This is a genomic window from Pseudomonas sp. F-14 TE3623 (assembly GCF_053629015.1).
On sequence record NZ_JBRJHM010000001.1, the window covers coordinates 5,054,377 to 5,074,614 of the forward strand.

Sequence of the window (20,238 nt, forward strand, 5' to 3'; positions counted from 1 at the left end):
TCGCGAAGAGGGAGTGTCAGTCGACATTAATGTTGCCTGACACACCGCCTTCGCGAGCAAGCCCGCTCCCACATGGATTGTGGTTTTACTCACTATCATTAGCCGTCCCGTCAACACGACTACCCCACCAAGACCATCAACTGTTGACGCTGCGCATCCGTGAGCATCGGGCCGAAACCCGCACCGGCGTTTTCCGCCATGTAGCGCGGGTTGCTCGTGCCGGGAATGACGCAAGTCACCGCTGGATGAGCCAGCAAGAACTTGAGCGCCAGTTGCGCCCAGCTATTGACCCCCACTTGCGCGGCCCATCCCGGCAGCGGTTTGCCTTTCAATCGAGCGAGCAAGCCACCGCCGCCGAAAGGCCGATTGCAGATCACCGCCACACCGCGCTCGCGACACAGCGGCAGGATTCGCTTCTCGACGCCGCGGTCGTCCAGGGCATAGTTGATCTGCAAAAAGTCCATCGGCTCGGCTTTCAACACCGCCTCCACTTCGTCATACGCCGACGCCGTGTAATGGGTGATGCCGATGTAGCGGATGCGCCCTTCTGCCTTCCATTGGCGCAGGGTGGGCAGGTGGGTTTTCCAATCCAGCAGGTTGTGAATCTGCATCAGATCGATACGGTCGGTCTGCAACAGCTTGAACGACTGCTCCATCTGCGCAATGCCTTCTTCGCGCCCCTGGGTCCAGACCTTGGTGGCCAGAAACGCAGGCGAACGAGGCCGATGGATCGACAGCAATTCCCCGGTCGTCTGCTCGGCGCGACCGTACATGGGCGAGCTGTCGATCACTGTGCCGCCCTTCTCAAACAACGCGATGAGCACGGCGGGCAGTTGCTTGTAGGCTGCGTCGGAAGGCGCGACATCAAAGCCGCGATACGTGCCCAACCCGACCATGGGTAACGGCTCGTTGCTGGAAGGAATGGCTCGGGTCAGCATGTTCTTGCCTCCTGTTTCCGTCGACGGCGCCGATGCGGCAAAGGCCGGATCGAAGGTGAAGACCGCCGAAACACCGGCAGCCAACGTAAGTAGTCTTCTACGCGTGAAGACAGCAGGATCTGTCATGGAATTCCCCCTGGCTGTTCATTCATGCTCGCCCTTTGCTCTTGTCGTCTGGCCAGCCACAGACATAACCAGCCCCACAGCCCGGCAAACGGCATGATCACTACCGCTACCAGCCCAAACCCCGCGCCCAGCGCCGTCAACCCGGCGGAGAGCCAGCCACTGGCGGCATCGCCGCCGCGATACACCAGGGTTTCGATCACATTCTTGGCCTTGTACTTTTCCTCGCGGCTCACCACCGTCCACAGCACCTCTCGCGCCGGGCGCACGATGGCGAACTCGACGGCGCGGCGCAGCCCTTGCGCCAGCGCGACGGTTGCCGGCACGGGTGCCAGGGCCATGGCGCTAAACGCCATGATTGTCGCCAACGGCAACGCCACCAGCGCCCCGCCGATGCCGATCAGGCGGATCAACGGCGCGGTCAGCAACAGTTGAAATAGCAGGGTCAGCGCCGACACGATCAAATCGACGACGGCGAAGAATTGCGTCCTGCTGGCCACATCAGCATAGCTGCCAGCGACAATTCGTCCCTGTTCGAAATACAGCAAGGTCGCGGCACTGGTGTGCAACAGCATGAACAGCACCAGCCCCATCAGATAGCGCGAGCGCAGGATCAGCGTGACCCCGGCCAGCATGCTGCCGCCCATGCGCCGCTCATCCAGCCAACGGCTGCCGGACTGCGACGCTGTGCGCGACAACAGCGCCCGATAGCAACGCACCGCACACTCCAGCAGCACGGCCGCCGCGACGGTCAACGCTACCGGCCCAAGATTTGTGGCCATGGTCGCGGCCAGCAATGGCCCGATAAACGTGCCCAGGGTTCCACCCGCCGCAATGAAACCGAACAGTCGCCGCCCTTGCTCGCTGGAAAAGCGGTCGACCAGCACACTCCAGAAAATCGAAACGATGAACAGGTTGTAGATGCTGATCCAGACGAAAAACACCCGCCCTACTGTCACCGGCGCAATGCGCTGAGCGATTAACACGCCAAACACCAGCATCGACAAGGCTATCAAGCGATAGATCAACGGCACGAAGCGCATGGCAGGCAGACGCGAAACCAGCGCGCCAAACAGCGGCACCATCAGCAGCATCACCACGAATGTGGCGGTGAACAGCCATTGCAACTTGTCGGCACCGCCCTCAAGGCCCAAGGCATCGCGCAAAGGTCGCACCAGGTAATAACTGGCGAGCACGCAGAAATGGAAGGCGAAACCCAGCATCAGGGCCGTTCGTTCAGACGGCAGAACCTTGACCCATTTCAACGCGCCGGTGGCCGTCATGGCGCAGCAATCGGATACAAGCGTCGAACCTTGGACATCGGTGCGCTCCCGTGCGGCAAATATCGATGTACTACACTCTGACAGCGCTCAAGCGATAGCCGTCGTCAGGCCCAGAGCAGTCCATGTCGTCCACTAAAGTTAGCCGAATGTCGCGAACCCTGATGTCTCTCTTCGCATTCCTTGTCGTTGCGTACTTGGTGCTTTGCGCCGCGCTGTTCGTGTTTCAACGCGCCCTCATCTACTACCCGCAACCCCGCGCCATCGACGCACCCGAAACGCTGCTCACGCTGCAAGTCGCCGATGCGCAGGTGTTGGTGACGGTCAGGCCGCACGACGGACCGAAGGCGTTGATTTACTTCGGCGGCAATGCCGAGGACGTTTCCCGCAGCCTGCCCGATTTTTCGCAGGCCTTTGCGGATCATGCGATCTACTTGCTGCATTACCGAGGCTACGGTGGCAGCTCCGGGTCGCCGTCCGAAGAAGCGATTCAGCGCGATGCCATGACCTTGTTCGACATGGTCTACAACACCCATCCCACTATCGCCGTGGTCGGACGCAGCCTGGGTTCGGGCGTCGCCCTGCGCCTCGCCAGCCAACGCCCGGCCTCTCGGCTGATTTTGATCACGCCCTACAACAGCCTTGAAGACCTCGCCGCCCGGCAGTTCCGCTGGTTCCCGGTGAAGTGGCTGCTTCGGGACAGGTTCGAATCCTGGAGATACGCCGCTCACATCACCGTACCGACGCTGTTGATCGCCGCCGAGCACGACGAAGTCATACCGCGCTCAAGCACGGAAAAGCTCTACACGAATTTCGCCAAGGGCGTGGCCACGCTGCAGGTGATACCGGGCTCGGGCCACAACTCGATATCCGAAAGCCCGCAGTACCTCAAACTGCTGGGTTCCGCGCTGTGAATCAGGTGTAAGCCAACAGTCGGCCGCACAACACCACGGTGCCCCATAACCCCATCGAGAACACTGCCTGCACTCTGGCAATTGCCGGTGCCGCGATGCCTGTGTTCCACCGGGCGACTGAACGGTAAACACCGACGTGAAAAAGGCCTGCGTTAATGCCCGCCGTAGCGATCAGGCACAACTTTAAAATGAAAATGTTGTTGGTGGCGAAGTCATGGGAATGGGCTGTAAACATCATCAGGCCGGCCGGTACGATCAACACCAGGGCAGCAACGGACCATCTCAGCAGATGCCGAGCCAGCGCCGTCACCGGAATATCTTTGGACAGGCCAAGCACCCGCAGATCGAACATGACCACTGAGCCGACAAGCAACACGAAGCCAATGATGTGAACCACCTCGACTATCGGGTAAAGCCACAGCTCGCTTCGCATGGCCAGACCAAGTCGCGAGTCATCCAACCAGTCCAGCCAGCTATCCGGACCTGTCCCCGCGCGGGCACCTATGGTGTCCATCAGCGCAACTCAGTGGTTTTATCGCCGATGATGATGCGTTCTGCTCGCAGTTCATCAGGTTTGTTTCGATTCGGGTAGCCGACCACGGTAGCCGTCGTACCGACCTTCAGCATGTCCTTCGACAGCCCACGGTTCTCCATGCGCGATGGCGGCGCCAGAACGATGATCCACGTCTTGTCGGCTGTTTTGAGACGCAGAAGCCCGTGTGGATGGGAATAGCCGGATTCCTCGATCGTTCCGTTCAACTGCATGGATTTGCTGGAGTCATACTCACTCCAGCCGTGATGAGCGAACGCCGCAGTGGCCACCAGCAGCGATGACAGTCCAATGCTCCTGAGCAAGGCTTTCATGATGCGGTCCTCCTGTTGCAGTCATTGATTAACATCAGTCATGCGAGAACAGCGTAGCCCGAACAACCGATCAATCGTCGTCGCATTTGACCTCTTTCTTGTACTCATCCCGCTTGGCTTCGATCTTGACCTTGCAGCCACGCTCCCGGTACTCGTCTTTCCACTCGCCACGACGCCAATTGGCACCGCGGCCGTTTGGGCATTTGATTTCTTCCTTGTATTCATCGTTTTTGGATTCGATCTTTACCTTGCATGGCCCGTCCCAGTACTCGTCCTTCCACTCGCCACCCTCGCGCCCGCCTCGCCAGTGATCCGCTGACGCCGGCGTCAAGATGACTGAACTCATCGCAGCCACCACCCACAGGCCCAGCATGGGTCTCGCGCTCATTTCACTTCCTCTGCAATTAAAGACTATGTGACAGGCCAGGACTTCCCACAGCCCACCGTATCAGCGCCCTGATCGTAACGGTGGGGCCTGCAGGTGATACGACAACGATCTGCGGCAGCTTTCTCCTTGAGCGAGACGAAAGGCTGGTCGGGCTGAAACCGGCTCGCGGTAGAAAGGATGTGTAGCCTGAGTGAGTATCTGGAGATGTCGATTAAACAGTGCTTGTTTATCGGTCTTACTGTGGGTTTTGTAGTGGATAGGCCGGCCTGCTCGCGATGAGGCTCGCAAGAACCCCCTCAAACAGGCGTTCGAGCTCCCGGCTCGACCACTTCTGCCAGCCAGTTAACAGCAGACGCACTCCCTTGTAGCAGCTGGCGAAGCCTGCGTTCGGCTGCGAAGCAGTCGTAAAATCAGGTAACCGGTTCTTTCAGAAGGACCGTGTACACCGATTTGCGAGGACTTCGTCCTCGAACGCAGCCTCGCGGGCTCGGCAGCTGCTACAGATTGAATAAAGTCTGCTGCCAGTTTTGATTTGTCGCAGCACCGCTGCGACAAATGCCAAACAAATAGTCTCAGCACTGCTGAGACTATTTGCATTCACGGATAACTAAACCCCTTAACCAACGTCAACTCCCCCACCGCCCGCATCGGCACCAGGAACGTTTCCATCTTCTCGTTCGGCGTCCCCTCCTCCGTAATCACCGTGATGTGCGCAGTGGTCAGGGCCTGAACAGCCTCTTCCTGCCCCTCCTCATCACTGCGATACCCGCCACCGTAGTAGTTCACGTACACCAGATATTGCCCCTTGATCGGCGCGGGCATGGCGAAGATTTCCGGGCCGTAGCCGGTGGTGACGTCGACGTCGAGTGCGCCGCCGTTGGCCGCGACGCGGTCGCCGTACCAGATGTGGCCGCCGTCAGGCGTGACGACATGCAGGTCGAGGTCGGTGCCGTCGCTGTCCCAGGCCAGCAGCACTCGCAACTTGGCCGGGGTGGCACCGCCGCTGGTGTTGAGGAACTGGGTGCGATGCCGCTGCTGGCCATCGGGGCTGCGGACTTCAACGCTGTTGCTGCCGTTGGGGAATGAGAACGGGCGATCGTAGCGACCGGCGGGGTCAATTTTCAGCGGCATGCTGACGCCGTTGACGATCAGCTTGCCGGGCTCATTGCCCTTAGGCGCGGATTTGATCTGGCCAGTAATGCGAGCGGTGTTGGCCTGCCCCACCGGTGTGTTGACCGACGAAGCCGGGTAATTAACCGTCTGACGAAAGCTTTCGCCTTCGCCTTCGGGTGCGCCCGTGCGCCAGCCACCGACGGGGGTGTCGAGTTTGACTGCGCTATCGGTGGCGAACGTGGTCGGCCATACGCAAAAAGAACAAAGGAACAGGAGGACCTGTGGGTAACGGAGTTTCATGGCCTATTCCAGCAAGAGGTGGCGGGCGAGCCCTTCGATGTAGGTTTCATCCTGGCCGTTGGGGTGTGCTTCGAAGGCCAGGTGCAGGTATTCGTGAGTCAGGTCGAGGCGGTCTTGCAGCGACAGCACGCCACGCACGTAAATGCGCTGGCGTTCGCGATCGACAAAAGGACGGCCAAAGGCCAGGCGGCAGACGGCTAAGGTGTTGACTTCGTTGTAGCCAACTTCGCTTTCCAGCCGTGGACGCCAGCCGCGACGTTGCTTTTGCAGCCAGTCTTGCGCGGCGGGCAATGCGTCGCAGGAAGCGACGGGATTGTCCCAGCGGCTGAGGCTGGCGCGCGGATAAGCGTGCAGCAGGATGGCGTCGTAGCGTTGACCGGCGTTGGCCTGTTCGACGGCTTGCTGCCAGGAGAGTTTGTCCGGCCCCGGTTGGTCGGAGTGATAGGTGACGTTGCTGCCGGCAAGGACCAGGTCGCTGGTCCACGCGGCGATGTTGCGCGACTCGGTCGCGGCCGGGCGCGGGGCAACGCGCTGTCGGCTGCTGCTGTCATCGATGCTCAGGCAGTCGCCGTTGCGGGTAGCGTTTTGCAGCAGGTAGGTGCGGATCGCGACGCTCAGGGCTTTGGCGGCTTCGGCAGGTTCCGGTCTGGCTTCGCGCTGCAGGACGCGGGCGACGTATTCTTCGCGGTCCAGGCGGGCGACGAGTTTGTCTTTGAGCAAGAACAACTCACCGTCGCTGTGGATATCGAGTTGATTGCCGTTGGCGAATTCGACGCGATAGTCGCCTTGCAAGGGCCCGGTCGCTAACACGCGATCCCCCGACAGCACGCGTTTCAGCGGATAACGCGCGAACAGGCCGACCTCGACGCACTTCCCAGCCTCCGCGGGCCATGACGTGGGCAACACCGTCGCCAGTGCCTGACCGTAATTGCGCAAAACCATTTGACTGGTGCCGCGCCCACCGGCCCAGATTGGTGTGCCGTCCGCCGTCCAGCCCGCGAATCCGCCCTGACGCGACGAAGGATCCTGATCCCCCAACCAGCTCCAGGTTTTCACCCGCAACCGACCACCGAGTTCGCCCACGACATTGCCGTCAGCAGCATTCAGCACCACATCGAGCAACACTCGCCGGGCTTGATCCTGCGCCGGCATCACGGCCAATGCCTTCAACAACTCAGCCACCGAAACCCGGGTCTGCGGTTGCAACGACGGCAAGTCCAGCAACCACTTCGGCGCTTGTCTCGCCTGCCAATACTCGCGCCAATCAGCGCCAGCAATGCCCAGGCGCGCAGGCTCAAAATACAACCCGCAAGACTTCACCAATGCCTGGTCGCGCTCAATCCTGCCGCCCGCCGTGCAGCAATACACTTCTTCCTTCGATTGCCCGCGACACTCATAAGCCGGTTCACGCGCGCCGGTATCCACCAGCCAGCCGTAGACAAACAGCTTCCACAAACTACCCAGCGGCGTCTGCAAATCAGCAGGCAATGGCTCACGCGAAATCACCTGCGTCTGGCTCAACGCAAGCAACACACCCTTGAAGCCCAGCCGCAACGGCTCGTCCTGCGCTGTCGCCAGCGCAGGCATCAAACACAGCAGCCACCAGACCAAGCGCCGGGTCATGTCAGTGGACCGTGACCTGACCAAGCGCCGGTTTCTGTTCCTGGGCCTGATGCTGTGGCGCGTAGACCTGTGTGAAACGCACCGGCGGCAAGTTGAACTGACCCTTTTGCGAGAAACGCACCAGATGACGCAGGCGCAATTCACCGCTCAGGGCATCCACCGGGATCGCGTAGGCCATTTGCCCCGGTTCGAAACGGGCCTTCTCCAGCGAGGTCGGCTCGGTGCCGGCCTTGCCCATCAGCTTGATGCCCCACGTGGTGCGCTCGACGTCCGCGCCCGGTGGCAGCGGCACTTCGAGCATGCCGTAGCGCAGCGGTTTTGCGGCTTTGCTGGTGATGATCACTTCGTCCAGGTACAGGCTGTCGCTGGACAACGGTTTGCTGCCGACGGCTTCGAGTTTGAATTCAAACGCTTCGTCACCCGGCACCAGACGCGACAGACGACGAGTGATGGTCACGGCCATCGGGTCCACTGGCGGTTGCTTGCTCTGGAAGCTCAACGCGGCGCGAAGCGGGCGTTCTTGCTCCCCGGTCAGCGACAACACTGTCGGCACGGGCGCAGCACCCTGCCACGTCCAATACATCTCACCGGTAGCACTGTGCTCTTTCTTCCAGCCTTCACCCGGTGCCAGCGCGATGGTCGGCGAGGCCTGCTCGATGCTGCGTTGCAGCCAGGTCAGCGCCAAGGCGCGTTCCAGGGTCGATTGCTGTGGCAACAAACGTTGCAACAACGCTTGAGCGTGAGACTGATCGAAGGCTTGCAGCGACAGGTTCAGCGCTTCGACAAACGGTTGAGAGCTGGCGGCCACTTGTTGTTGCGCAGCCTCCAATTGACCATTGAACGCCGACGGCAGATTGACCTTGGCCTGACGCGCCATCGATGCGGTCAGCACTCGAGCGCTGGCCAGCCCCAACGCCGAATCCGGATCGCTCATGACCAGACTTTCTTCGCCATCGTCCATCATGCTCGCCGCATGGCCTTCGCCGGCTTTCACCAAGTCGTCGATCAAACCGCTGAGCAGCGTGTTCACCGGCAATTGCATCTGCTTGGCAAACGACAGAATCAACGCCCGCTGCAACAGCGGCGTGTTCTGCGACTGCTTGGCGTACACCTCCAGCACCCGCTGCCAATGCTCCGGCGGCAGGCTCAGTTCCAGCGCTTTGCTGGCGTGCCAGTCGGCGTAATAGGCGTACGCGGTGAGGAACGCATCCGGCTCACCGTCATAGCCCCACCAGGTGAAGCTCGCCGACGGGCCGGCCATTTGCACCAGGCGCAGGCGGCTGTTCTGCATGATCAAACGCAAACGATCGCGGATCTGCGGGTTCGACGACAAGGTCGGATAAGCGATGCTCAGCGGCAGCAAACGGCTGGCGGTCTGTTCGACGCCGCCGTACGGATAGCTCAGCAGATCATCAAGCGCCGAACGGAACAGCGCTTGCGGGCTGTCATCCAGACGCAGGCGAATATCCGTGGCGTCTGCCGGCAAGGTCAGCGGCGTATCACCGCTGGCCACGTCCAGACTTTGGCTCTGAGTCACCTGCCAGCCTTCGCCGGTCGCGGTCAGGCGCACCGCCAGGGCATCAGCGGTTTTGCCGTCCTGCACCAGCTCGGCGGTCCACTCGCCATTGGCCACTGTGAACGCCGGCAATGCGATGTAGTTGATGCCGTTGTTCAAAGTGACCGGCACACGTTGTTCGGCGCCCGCGTAATGAATCACCAGCTCAGCCTTGACCGGTTTCTCGGCCTGACTGAAAGCGAACACACCTAGATCCGGTTTGTCGCCGTTGCGGAATTTGGTCGGGCCGCTCCACTTCAGGTACAGCGGTTTTTCCGAGCGCACGAACTGCTTCTTCTGCCCGACCTGGCCGTCATCGGCGATGGCCCGGGCGGTGATGCGCCAGCGGGTCAAGGAGTCCGGCATTTTGAAGGTGAAGCGGGTTTTGCCATTCGCATCGGTGATCAATTCAGGCTGCCATGCAGCGGTGTCGACGTCTTCGCGACGTGGCCGCTCCAGCACTTTCACGCCACGCTCGCTGCGGTTGGCTTTGCCCGGCGCGCCTGGGCTGCCCGGCAATGCCACGTCGTAGCTGATGAACGACAAACTGGCGCTGGTGCGCACGTTGTTGCGGCGCGGGTGATAGAAGAACTGATCGATGGTTGGCGCGACTTCTGGTTGCAGCGCGTAGACCATTTCATCGACCACACTGACCGTCAGGTGCGCCGGAATCGGCTTGCCGGCGAACTGCGTGGTCAGGTCAACCGATACGGTATCGCCCGGCTGATACGCCTCTTTGTCAGTGGTGATTGCCACGTCGATTTGCGGCGCAACCACTTTGATGCCGGCGTTCTGGAAACTGTACTGACCGCCCTTGGTGTAGAGCACGGAAAAGGTCAGGTTCGGCGCGAAGTTGTCCTTCACCAGGATGCGCGCGCGGTATTGGGTGTCGCTGAGTTTTTCCATCTTCAGCCAGTCGCTGCCCTTGGACAGCAACGCCGTGGCCTCGACCTTGTCACGCTCAAGCGACAACAGCGCATCGATGATCGGCTCGGGGAAAGTGATCAACGCGAGGGCTTCGTCGCCCGCCTTGTACTCGGGTTTATCGAGGACGATTTCCACGGTACCAGGCACGGCTTTGACGCCGTCGCCGGTGACCGAATGACCGGTCGCGCCAAGCACGCGGCCATGGTCATCCTTCAGCGTCAGGTTGTAAGTGCCCGGACGGTCGAAGGCCAGGGTGAAGCCTTTATCTTTTGCGGCGAGTTTACCTTCGCCAGTGGTTTGATCCTCCAGTCGCACCCAGCTGTAGCTGCTCGGGTTGACCGCTTTACTCTGCTCGCTGCCACCTTCGTTGGCATAGCTGAATGCAACCTTGCCGCCCACCGCGCTGAACCGCTGCGGTGCGCTCAAGCGGAAACTGGCGGCGCCACGGTCGATGAGGATTTCCTTGGTGGTCTTGACCCGATACGCCGCGCCGTCGCTGGCGAACACGGTGAGCATGTAGCGGCTCGGTTTCTCGGCGGCGGGCAGATCGAGGCTCGCGTTGCCCTTGGAATCGGTGGTCAGTTCGGCGCTGGTCAGCTCCACCGGGAATTGCCCGAGGTATTGCAGTTCGTTATCGACCATCGACAGTTGCTGGGCGCGCAGGCTCAGACTCAACTTGGCGTTGGCCACCGGTTTGCCGTCCGGGTACAGCAGCACCAGACTGCCCTTCACCGGTTCGCCGGTGCGGTAATCCTGCTTGGTCAGGTTCAGCGAGATTTCGAAGTGCGGCTTGATGTATTCAGCGACACGGAAGGCACTGCTGTAGGCCTGATCCTTGTAGCTGAAACGCAGCTCATAGCCGCCCGCTACTGCGTTGTCCGGCAACTGGAAACGGCCCTGAGTACCAGCCTTGGAATCGAGCTTCAGCGCCAGCGATTGCAGCGCGGTGCCAGTGGCGTCGAGTACGGTAACGTTGACGTCGGCAGCGGTCGGTGCCACGGAGTCCCGCGCATTCTTGAACTCGCGGCCAACGATTTTCAGCGACACCCAATCCCCCGGCCGATACAGCGGTCGGTCGGTGAATGCATAAAGTTTGGTGTCGTAGATTTCGCTGTCGTAATAGAAGTTTTCGGAGACGAACACCCCGCCCTCTTCGTCCTCGCCGATCACGAACGAACGCTCCGGGCTGACGTGTTTCAGACGCAGCAAACCATCGGTATCGGTAGCACCACTGCTCATCACGCCCAGGCCGTCGGTCCACAGCACATTGACCTTGGACACCGAACTGCCTTCGTGTTTGCGCGCAGCCCACACCAGCAATTCATCGCCAGCAATTTTGCTCACGGCCACGGTGTTGGAGACGAAGACCATGGTGGTCGCGCGGTACTTGCCGATCAGCGCTTCCACCAGATACAGGCCCGGCTTCAGGTTGCCCAACGGGATGTACACGTTGCCCGGCGAGACACTGACGAACTCGCTGGAAGAACCGGCCAGGTTCACGCCCTCAGGCGGCTGGATCGGTTTGGCTTGCCACAACGGATAACGGAATTGACTGACCACCGGCAGGCCCGGAATCAACGCGAACTGCGGCTGAGCGTCGTAGGGTGTTGGCGCGGCGATGGCGGTGCCCATCTTCAGTTCCGGCACTTCCTCGGTGACTTGTTTGCGCGACTCGTAGGAAAACGCCCGCTGCATCACCCGACGGGATTTGCGGTACCAGTTGTCCCACAGATACGCGAGGGTGTTCGACAGGCCTTCGCCCTTGAACTGGCCATCGCTGACCACGCGGTGCAGGTTCTTCTGGCGCTTGAGGAAATCCAGCGGCTTGTCGATGCGATACACGCGAATGTCCGCGCCGCCGTAAGGTTCCATGCGAAACCGGCGGTAATCGCGGCCCGGCGCTTCGAGACGAACCATCGCCTGTTCGTCGCTGGCGAAACTGCTGTCGGCCAGCAGGAAGAAACTCTCACCGGCCACCGGCGTATAGCCGCTTGGCTCGGCGGTGTCTTCAGCATTGACCGCGGCCAGCGGCATGAACAAGGCCAACAACAAAGGCAGTTTTGAGCAAATGCGCAGCATGCGGGCACCGATCATTGGGAGAGGAAGTTCAGTCGATAGACGCCGATGAAGTTGGGGTTGGCTGCGTCGGGTATCCATCGGGTGTCCTTCCATGTCATGAGTTGTTGCAGGCTTGCGGAGCGCATGCCGTTGTCAGTGGGGGTGGTGGTGCCGGTGTGATAGGCGATGAAGCGGCCCATCCAGATCATCAGGTGCTGGTCGTCGCCCTGATCGAAAAACATCAAGTCGCCGGGCCGGGCCTGGGACAGGTCACGGCCGATCAGATGACTGTTGAACTGAATCAGTTTGATCGCGTTGACGTAAGGCCCGACCTTGCCGCCACCCTGCTGCCATTGCTGGGCGAGGCCGCGTTGGGCGTCGCTCAGTTGCAGTTCCGGCGGCAGGTAGCGATTGGACAGGCCGTTGCTGCGCAGCCATTTGTCGTCATGAACCTTCAGCGCTTCGTTGGCGGCAAACCGCACCAGCCCGGCGCAGTCCTGCTGATACCAGCGCGGGCTCGGGCCTTGGGTCAGTTGTTCCTGGGCGATGCGCACGAACCAGGCGCGGAATACCTGGGATTGCTGCGGGTCGAGCGCCGGAGCTTCGCTGGCAAAGGTGCGGGTCCCCAGCAACAACGCCAGCAGGCCGAGGCCTCGGATGAGTGCGGTCACAGGGCTTTCCACTCCAGCGGCAGCCACTGCCAATGGCCGTCGGGCTCGCTGCCTTTGGGCAAGGTCAGGGCGTATTTGCCATAGCCGCCGAGGGTGCGCAGTTTCGGAATCAGGTAGGTTTGCGCGGCGTTGTAGAACACCGGTTCCATGTCCTGCGGCAGGCTGTCGAGGGTTTCCTGTTGCATCAGCTGCGCCATGGAATCCGGGCCGAAATAGATCGGCATCAGCAGGTCTTTCGGCAGCACGTCAGCCAACGGTGGAAAGCGTTTGTCGAGAGTGCCGAGGGCTTTGTCGACCAGTTTGTCGTCGAGGGAGAACAGCAGCGTCGAACCGTGGCGAGCCAGGCTTACGCGCATAAAGGCTTTGCCGGTGATCGCGTCCGGTTGCTCGGCATCCTTGGCCTTATAGGGGCCGAAATTGGAGCTGACCTGGCGCTGCCACTGATGGGTCTGACCTTCCTGTTTCTCGACCACCGGGAACGCGTGATCGGCGACGTTGCCTTCGTAGGCGCCGACCATCGAGCCGAACAGGTTGCCCAGATCGCCGTCGAGTTTGGCGCTGTCATCGTCATTCAGGCTGGCCACCAGCAGCGGCGTGTACAGCCGCGAATCGGCGTACCAGCACAAGCCGGCGGCACCGGCCATGTGTTCGGTCAAAGCCTGGGCCACGGCGTCGTCGGCACCGAGCTTCACCAGCAGCGGTTTCTGTTGTTCGGCGGCCAGTGGCAAGGCCACGCAGGCACTGGCGCCCATGGGCATGGCTTGCCAGATCGGTTTGAAGTCGAAGTCTGGCTGATTTTCCAGTTCGTCCATGGCGAGGAAGCTGTGCCAGCCCTTGTCGTCCATGTCGAAACGCAGGCCGGCGAAGTTCGGGATGAAGCGCTGGTAACCCATGGCCAAAACGCTGGAATTGACCGAGAGACGCTGTTTTACCTCGGGCGCACGCGGTGGCAGGCCGAAGGCTTCGGGGAACAGTTTGTCGCCGTTGAGCAAGGCGGCGATGGCCTTGGTCGAAACGCTGCCGGTGTCCTCTGATGCGCCGTTTTCCGGATCGTAGAGCTTGGCCGGATTGGACAGCACCACCAGTTTGTCGCCATGGGAAGCGAACACCAATGACTTGCTGGCGTTGTAGTTGAGCTGATACAGCGTGACGGCGTCGGTGCCGACTTTCACCTCGCTGAGTTTGCTCAGCTGCGTATCACCCAGCGCTACTTTCGCCAGCGGCTCCAGCACCTTGGCCAGCCCGCCGCGATCCATCACTAACAGAAAATCCTTGAGACGCCCATCCGCCCCGCGCCACAGCGCCACATCCGCCGGTTGATCGAATAGCTGCTCGATCAGGCTGTCCTGCAACTTCAGGTCATGCTCGTAAATGATCCGCCGCAGACTGCCGATCAAGCCGAGACGGTCGGCGTGGGCTTCGTAATAGAAGACGAAATCTTCGGTCAGGGTTTCCTTGAGAAACGGCACCGCCAGCAGATCTTTTGGCAGTTGGCTCAGGGAGTGGGTTTCGAGCAAACCGTCCGGCCGGCTCATGCCCAGTTTGTCACTGGCCAGTTCCGCAGGCGGAGCCTTGGGTTTGTTCAGGAACCACCCCAACCCGCCTGCCACGCCGGCCACCAGGCACAGCCCGACCAGCAGCGCCGGCCAGCGACGGGAAGTGTTGGCAGCAGGTGCGTCGGCGGCCGGGGAAACAGTGTTATCGCTCATGTTCACGCTCATTTTCACAAGGCTGAATTCAACCGTGGTGCGGGATGTTTAATAGTTGAAAGTCTTGACCAGCAGCAGGTCGCCGATCGCCCGCAAAGGTACGATGAAGGTCTCGCGTTTTTCGTCGACGGTGTTTTCGTAGAGCACCAGATTGATTTGCGAGGTGATCACCTCGTTCTGGTTGCTGGTCTCATCGAAGTTATAGCCGCCGCTGCCGAAGTTGCCCCAATAGTTCACGTAAACCAGATAAGTGCCATGCATCGGCGCGGTCATGGTGAACATTTCCGGGCCGGGGCCATCGACCCCGTCCGGGTCGAGGCCGCCGCCATTGCTCATCGCAGGGCGAGCCCAGAACGCATGCTGGCCGTCGGGGGTAATGATGTGCAGATCGAGTTCGGCCTTGGGATCGTCCCACCCCAGCACCACGCGAATGCGCGCCGGCGTGCGCAGGTTGTTGGCTTCATAGAATTGAACGCGCTTGAGCGACTTGCCCTCGGAACTGCGCACTTCGACGCTGTTGGACCCGGCGCCGAACGCATACGGCCGGGCAAAACGCCCTTGGTCGTCGGTGTACAAATTCAGGGGATTGCCGTTGACCGCCAGGCTGTGCGGCGGTCGGAGCGTGCGGAGGGCCTTGAGCTGGCCTTCGATCATCGTGCGATTGCGCTGCACGCCCCGGTCGATGGGTGGGGTGGGATAAGCGACTCGAGGATGTTCACTGCGATCCAGCAAGCCATGGTAGCGCCAGCCGCCCACCGGTTCCGACAACTCAGCCGTGGGCTCGGCCCATGCAACCTGGGCGCAGACCAGCGTGATCAGCAGTGAAAGAACACAACGCATGTAACGCCTCCTGCCATGCATAACGAAACCTGGCGCCCGATCCTCGGCGCGGTGTTTGATCTGACTGCTGGGAAGGCGTTTGAGTAGCCTCAAACAAGCCTTCGAACTTCAAAAAAATGATGGTGCAGACGCTAATGCCAGTCAGTTAAACGTAATCCACGTGGGAGCGGGCTTGCTCGCGAAAGCGGTGTATCAGGCGACATCAATGTTGACTGTGCTGCCGTCTTCGCGAGCAAGCCCGCTCCCACATGGATGGATTGCGCTTAACTGACTGGCATTAGGCCAGAGGCCGGCAATATAACATTGCCAGCAGTGCAGTTTTCCGATCTTTTTGTGAACCAGCCGCGCTTTTTCCCGATAACCCGATCGTCGCCCCCGCCACCCTCTCGCGCATTCCGGGTCTTTAATGGTTGCAGGATTCCAAGCCACCGCAACCCACTGCGCACGGATCGGGAGACTCGTCATGAAAATCGTCGTCATTGGCGGTACCGGGCTGATCGGCAGACACCTCTGCAAAAACCTGCAAGGCCTGGGGCATGAAACCCTGGTCACGTCACCCAGCACCGGCGTCAACGCCCTCACCGGCGAAGGACTGCAAACCGCTTTGCAAGGCTCCGATGTGGTGGTCGACGTGGCCAACTCGCCCTCCTTCGAAGACGCTGTCGTGCTCGAATTCTTCGAAACCTGCGGGCGTAACCTGCTCGCCGCCGAGAAAACCGCCGGCGTCAAACACCATGTCGCCCTGTCGGTGGTGGGCACCGAGCGCATGCTCGACAGCGGTTACTTCCGGGCGAAAATGGCGCAGGAAAAACTCATCAAAAACTCAGGCATCCCCTACACCATATTGCGGGCCACGCAGTTCTTCGAATTCATCGGGGCGATTTCGCACTCGGGCGTGCAGGAAGGCGATACCGTGCGCCTGACCTCCGCCGAGCTGCAACCGATTGCCGCAGTCGATGTCGCGATGGCGTTGGCGAAGGTCGCCGTGCAAGCGCCGAGCAATCAGACCCTGGAAGTGGCCGGGCCAGAGCGCTGGCCGCTGGTAGAGTTCGTGCGCCTGTTTTTGCAACACACCAACGACCCACGCCAAGCCCAAGCGGACGACACTGTCCCCTACTTCGGTGCGCCCATCGATGACCATTCGCTTACGCCGGGAGAGCACCCCATCATCGGGCCGACGCGCTTCGAGACCTGGCTCAAGAGCAGCGCTTGATACTCAAACCGAGGCCCTACACCAACCGCTCGATCTTCTGATGCTGCCAGACCATTTTGTAATACAGCGTCTGCAGCACCAGCATGCCCAGATAGGCCACCGGAAACGCCATCCACACACCTTGCAATCCAAAACGCGCATCCAGCAGATACGCCACCGGCAACTGCACCCCGACCACGCAAACGATCGAAACCGCCACCGGCACCAACACCGTGCCGCTCGCGCGCATGATGCCGCCGACAATCGCCTGAAAACCAAACACCAACAGGCTCCAGAGCATGATGTGCAACAGGTGTTCGGCCATCGCCCGCGTGGAATCATCCGTGAGGAACAACCCCAGCAACCAGTGCGACAGCAGGTAACCCAACACCACCAGGCCACCGGTCAGGCACACGTTGATCAACAGCCCCGTGCGCAAAATCGGCCCCATGCGCTCGATGCGCCCCGCCCCGATGGCCTGCGCGCCGAGGATCGACGCCGTGATCGCAATCGACAGCGCCGGGAACTGCACGTAATTGACGATCTGCGTCACCGCCCCGTACGCCGCCGTCGCCTGAGAACCGTGCTGATTCACCAGCGCCAGAATCACCAGCTCCGATAACGACAGCACCACCATCTGCAGCCCGGTCGGTAGCCCGATGCGCAACACTTTGCCGAGGATCTCCAGATCCAGCCGCATAGCCGCAAACATCTCCCGATCCGGCGCCAACGGATGGCCCTTGCGAATCAACCGCCACGCCAGCCACCCCATCGCCGACAAGTTACCCGCCAACCCCGCCCACGCCGCACTCTGAATCCCCATCGGCGGCAACCCCAACCACCCGAGGATCAACGCCGGCGTCAGCGCCAGCCCAACACACGTCGACACCACCAGCGCCAACAACGGCGACACCGTATCGCTCACCCCACGCAGCAACTGCGTGAACAACACAAACACCAATAGCGACGGCAAGATCCACATCATCACATGCGCATACGCCACCGCATCGTCCAGCACATCCACCGGCGTGCCCAAACCCTGCAACGCCGGCCGGGCAAACACACTGCCCAACACCGCCGCCGCCAACCCGATCATCGCCCCCAACAGCAACGTCGAACCCGCAATCGCCTTCACCAAATGTAACTCGCGAGCGCCCCAGGCTTGACCGATCAACACCCCGGCGCCAGCGCCGAGGCCGATGACCAGGGCGATGAAGAAGAACACCACGGGGAACATGCCCGATACCGCCGCGAGAGCCTGGGTGCCGAGCATTTGGCCGATGTAGATGCTGTTGATGGTGCCCGACATGGATTGGAGGAAATTGGAGAGGACCATGGGGGCAAGGAATAGGAGGTAGGTTTGCCAGAGAGGGTGTTGGGTGGTGGGGGTTTGCATTGAGGTTCCGTCTCGGGTGGGGGCTGGCGTTTGGGAAATTCTACGCTACGGAACCGGGAATAACGCGCTCCTATTTTGCGGATTTGGGGAGCATGAGTATTGTTTGCTTTCGCCAAGCAGCGGCCGCTGGAACGCCCTGAATGCTCTCCTGAGTCCCGACTTTTTTGACTAAGCCAAGTCCGCAGTAATATGGGTCGCTGGTGAAGACGGGTACCACTTAACTTGTTGTCCCGCTCGTTCCTGTAACATGCCAGCCCCACCACCACGAGCTTTGAAAATGGATTCTCACTCGATTCTGACGTTTACACTGGTCGCCGCGATTGCTATTGCCAGCCCTGGGCCTGCGACTTTGATGGCGATCAACAATAGCCTGGCCCATGGGCAGCGCAGCGCCATATGGTCATCGCTCGGCAACGCCAGTGGCCTGTTCTGCCTGTCGTCCGCTGCCATGCTGGGGCTGGGGGCGCTACTTGCCAGCTCCGAATGGCTGTTCAACGCAGTGAAGTTCATCGGTGCCGGTTATTTGTTCTACCTGGGCATCAGACAATTGTTCAAAAAGGGCCCGATGCTCCCGGACGGAATTCAGGACGACTTGAAGGAAAGCCGGCCGACTCGTTCCAAACTGTACAAAGCGGCCTTCCTGACGGCGGTGACCAACCCCAAGGCGACGATGTTTTTCACCGCGTTGTTCCCGCAGTTCATCGATCAGAGTGCGGCATTGCTGCCGCAATTTCTGATCCTCACCTCGATCTTCATGGCATTGTCGGTGTCGTCCCTGAGCCTCTATGCCGCGCTCGCCTCGCGGGCCAAGGGTGTGCTGACCCGGCCTGCGCTGTCCCGTTGGGTCAGCCGGGTGGTGGGGTCGACATTCATCGGTTTCGGTGCTGCTATCCTGACCATGCGGCGGCAGGCGGCGTAAGGGAGTCGGGCTTGTAACTCCGGTAACAAGGAGCTGATAGGGCGTGAGCGTCTGCCCTGCCGATTGAGCCGCGCCGACTGGATCAAACTCATGATCGCCGCCGCATGTTTGCCACTGCGTTTACGCGCAGCCAGCACATGCTTGTGAATCTCCGGTCCAGACGGCTTTGCTTACGTTCGTCGGCACACTCAGCATGCGAAGGCCAGGTGTTTCATAGGGGCTCTCCGTTCAATTCGTGTGTGGCGCGCACCAAATCCGGAAGTCATTTTCAGTATTCCCGAGCGATAATCGGGCACGCCTGCGCCGCATTAAAACTGATTTGAATCAGAGTTTAGTGTGAAAAAATTGCAAATTGCAGGCGTTAGAGGGTGATTTGCGCCACAAAATAGAAGCTATTTTGAAAATCCTGGTGAGTTTTATGATTTTTGGTAAGTATCATCGTTTGGACTATAAGCGCCTCGCGATACTTGATCTCAACTCAAACCAAGTAAACTGCGAGTGCTATTCGATATGGGGTTGTCGCTAAGGGCCGAGGCGGAACAGGGGCAAACTGCACAGAATTTAGAATGAGCTGAAACTAAACGATTTAGGCTTTCGAAATACCGCAACAGTGGTGATCAACACCAGAACAAAGCCCGAACGTAGCAGAATGATAGTGAGGGGTAGACGACGCTATCGCCCATAGATTAGAGTGCTGTCGTATCAGAGAGCATTGCTGCCATGGAGGCATTTATGTGTATACGTCTTAACTCCCGCCAAAAAACCTTACTCCGTTCCGCTCATGCGTCTAGGTGCCAGACACTATTGCGCACGATCTCTAATTAAAAACAAGCCTCCTGGTTCGACTATCTAAATACTCGACCGCGAACATAGACTTTTAAGCGCCGCGACCAATGGAACAGTTCATTGCTTGTTGCTGCACGTAATTTCAACCGGTGACGTTATAGCGAGGCTCAACTATGCCTTCTACCAACAGTGATTTATCTATAAAACAAAACACCCAGTCTCTAAAAAATTTTTGGGCCGACACCTTCGCGCTAAATACGTTTTGCTACTTAATCTCCATACCTATCGAACTAGGTTTTGCGCAGATGACACTTAGCACACACCTAAGTGCTAGACTCGTAGGGCTGTTCATTATCACCAGCACTGCTCGCCCCTTCGGTATATGGCGCGACTATGTCTTTAAAAAATTCAAGATTTCCGACAGGGATAAAGGTATAAAACCTTACCTTGTCGATACCTTGGCCTATCTCTCGTTCGAGTTACCACTCTACATAATAAACATGAGCATAAGCGGTGCAACCTTAATGCAAGCCATCAAGGCCGCCTTGATATTTTGTATTATTGCAGGTTTTGTTGGCAGACCTTACGGAATCTATAGAGCACTCATTAGAAAAAAACTATTTAACCTGAACTGAGAACACA

Annotated in this window: 16 protein-coding genes; 4 read left to right on the plus strand and 12 right to left on the minus strand. The window is 59.8% G+C overall.

Annotated elements, in window-relative coordinates:
• Positions 1-119 precede the first annotated feature (119 nt).
• Both AB7M29_RS23600 and AB7M29_RS23605 read right to left on the minus strand, forming a co-directional pair.
• Complete coding sequence (locus AB7M29_RS23600) at positions 120-938, minus strand: aldo/keto reductase (protein WP_217857320.1); 819 nt, start codon at positions 936-938, stop codon at positions 120-122.
• Between the two features lie 122 nt (positions 939-1,060).
• Entirely contained in the window at positions 1,061-2,344 is a 1,284-nt protein-coding gene (locus AB7M29_RS23605; protein ID WP_454248124.1) for an NTP/NDP exchange transporter, read from the minus strand.
• 122 nt (positions 2,345-2,466) lie between these two features.
• On the opposite strand from AB7M29_RS23605, the gene AB7M29_RS23610 reads away from it, so the two are divergent.
• A complete protein-coding gene (locus AB7M29_RS23610) occupies positions 2,467-3,255 on the plus strand; it encodes an alpha/beta hydrolase (RefSeq protein ID WP_217857067.1) in 789 nt (262 codons plus the stop codon).
• Position 3,256: 1 nt separating this feature from the next.
• Here AB7M29_RS23610 and AB7M29_RS23615 read toward each other — a convergent pair whose 3' ends face one another.
• From AB7M29_RS23615 to AB7M29_RS23655, 9 genes are all read right to left on the minus strand, one after another.
• Complete coding sequence (locus AB7M29_RS23615; protein WP_454248125.1) at positions 3,257-3,769, minus strand: DUF6644 family protein; 513 nt, start codon at positions 3,767-3,769, stop codon at positions 3,257-3,259.
• Positions 3,769-4,119: a DUF6152 family protein gene (locus tag AB7M29_RS23620; protein ID WP_454248126.1), complete on the minus strand. Its 351-nt coding sequence runs from the start codon at positions 4,117-4,119 to the stop codon at positions 3,769-3,771. Before AB7M29_RS23620 ends, AB7M29_RS23615 begins: the two co-directional genes overlap by 1 nt.
• Positions 4,120-4,189: 70 nt before the next feature.
• Positions 4,190-4,507, minus strand: a complete 318-nt coding sequence (locus AB7M29_RS23625; protein ID WP_454248127.1) for a hypothetical protein — start codon at positions 4,505-4,507, stop codon at positions 4,190-4,192.
• Between the two features lie 597 nt (positions 4,508-5,104).
• Positions 5,105-5,920 carry a YfaP family protein gene (locus tag AB7M29_RS23630; RefSeq protein WP_454248128.1) on the minus strand — a complete coding sequence of 272 codons (816 nt, stop codon included), beginning with the start codon at positions 5,918-5,920 and terminating at the stop codon, positions 5,105-5,107.
• Positions 5,921-5,923: 3 nt separating this feature from the next.
• Positions 5,924-7,543 carry a DUF2300 domain-containing protein gene (locus tag AB7M29_RS23635; RefSeq protein ID WP_454248129.1) on the minus strand — a complete coding sequence of 540 codons (1,620 nt, stop codon included), beginning with the start codon at positions 7,541-7,543 and terminating at the stop codon, positions 5,924-5,926.
• Position 7,544: 1 nt separating this feature from the next.
• Complete coding sequence (locus AB7M29_RS23640) at positions 7,545-12,119, minus strand: alpha-2-macroglobulin family protein (protein ID WP_217857321.1); 4,575 nt, start codon at positions 12,117-12,119, stop codon at positions 7,545-7,547.
• Complete coding sequence (locus AB7M29_RS23645; RefSeq protein WP_407682157.1) at positions 12,116-12,754, minus strand: DUF1175 domain-containing protein; 639 nt, start codon at positions 12,752-12,754, stop codon at positions 12,116-12,118. The genes AB7M29_RS23640 and AB7M29_RS23645 overlap by 4 nt, the downstream gene beginning before the upstream one ends.
• Entirely contained in the window at positions 12,751-14,463 is a 1,713-nt protein-coding gene (locus AB7M29_RS23650; RefSeq protein WP_454248130.1) for a DUF2138 domain-containing protein, read from the minus strand. The genes AB7M29_RS23645 and AB7M29_RS23650 overlap by 4 nt, the downstream gene beginning before the upstream one ends.
• Positions 14,464-14,511: 48 nt before the next feature.
• A complete protein-coding gene (locus tag AB7M29_RS23655) occupies positions 14,512-15,303 on the minus strand; it encodes a YfaP family protein (RefSeq protein ID WP_454248131.1) in 792 nt (263 codons plus the stop codon).
• A 463-nt stretch (positions 15,304-15,766) separates the two neighbouring features.
• Here AB7M29_RS23655 and AB7M29_RS23660 point away from each other — a divergent pair, with 463 nt between their 5' ends.
• On the plus strand, positions 15,767-16,516 hold the full coding sequence (locus tag AB7M29_RS23660; protein WP_454248132.1) for an SDR family oxidoreductase: 750 nt from the start codon (positions 15,767-15,769) through the stop codon (positions 16,514-16,516).
• 16 nt (positions 16,517-16,532) lie between these two features.
• Here AB7M29_RS23660 and AB7M29_RS23665 read toward each other — a convergent pair whose 3' ends face one another.
• A complete protein-coding gene (locus tag AB7M29_RS23665) occupies positions 16,533-17,891 on the minus strand; it encodes an MATE family efflux transporter (protein WP_454248133.1) in 1,359 nt (452 codons plus the stop codon).
• 277 nt (positions 17,892-18,168) lie between these two features.
• Here AB7M29_RS23665 and AB7M29_RS23670 point away from each other — a divergent pair, with 277 nt between their 5' ends.
• Both AB7M29_RS23670 and alaE read left to right on the plus strand, forming a co-directional pair.
• A complete protein-coding gene (locus tag AB7M29_RS23670; protein WP_052964729.1) occupies positions 18,169-18,810 on the plus strand; it encodes a LysE family translocator in 642 nt (213 codons plus the stop codon).
• 959 nt (positions 18,811-19,769) lie between these two features.
• Complete coding sequence (gene alaE / locus AB7M29_RS23675) at positions 19,770-20,231, plus strand: L-alanine exporter AlaE (protein ID WP_454248134.1); 462 nt, start codon at positions 19,770-19,772, stop codon at positions 20,229-20,231.
• Positions 20,232-20,238: the final 7 nt, after the last annotated feature.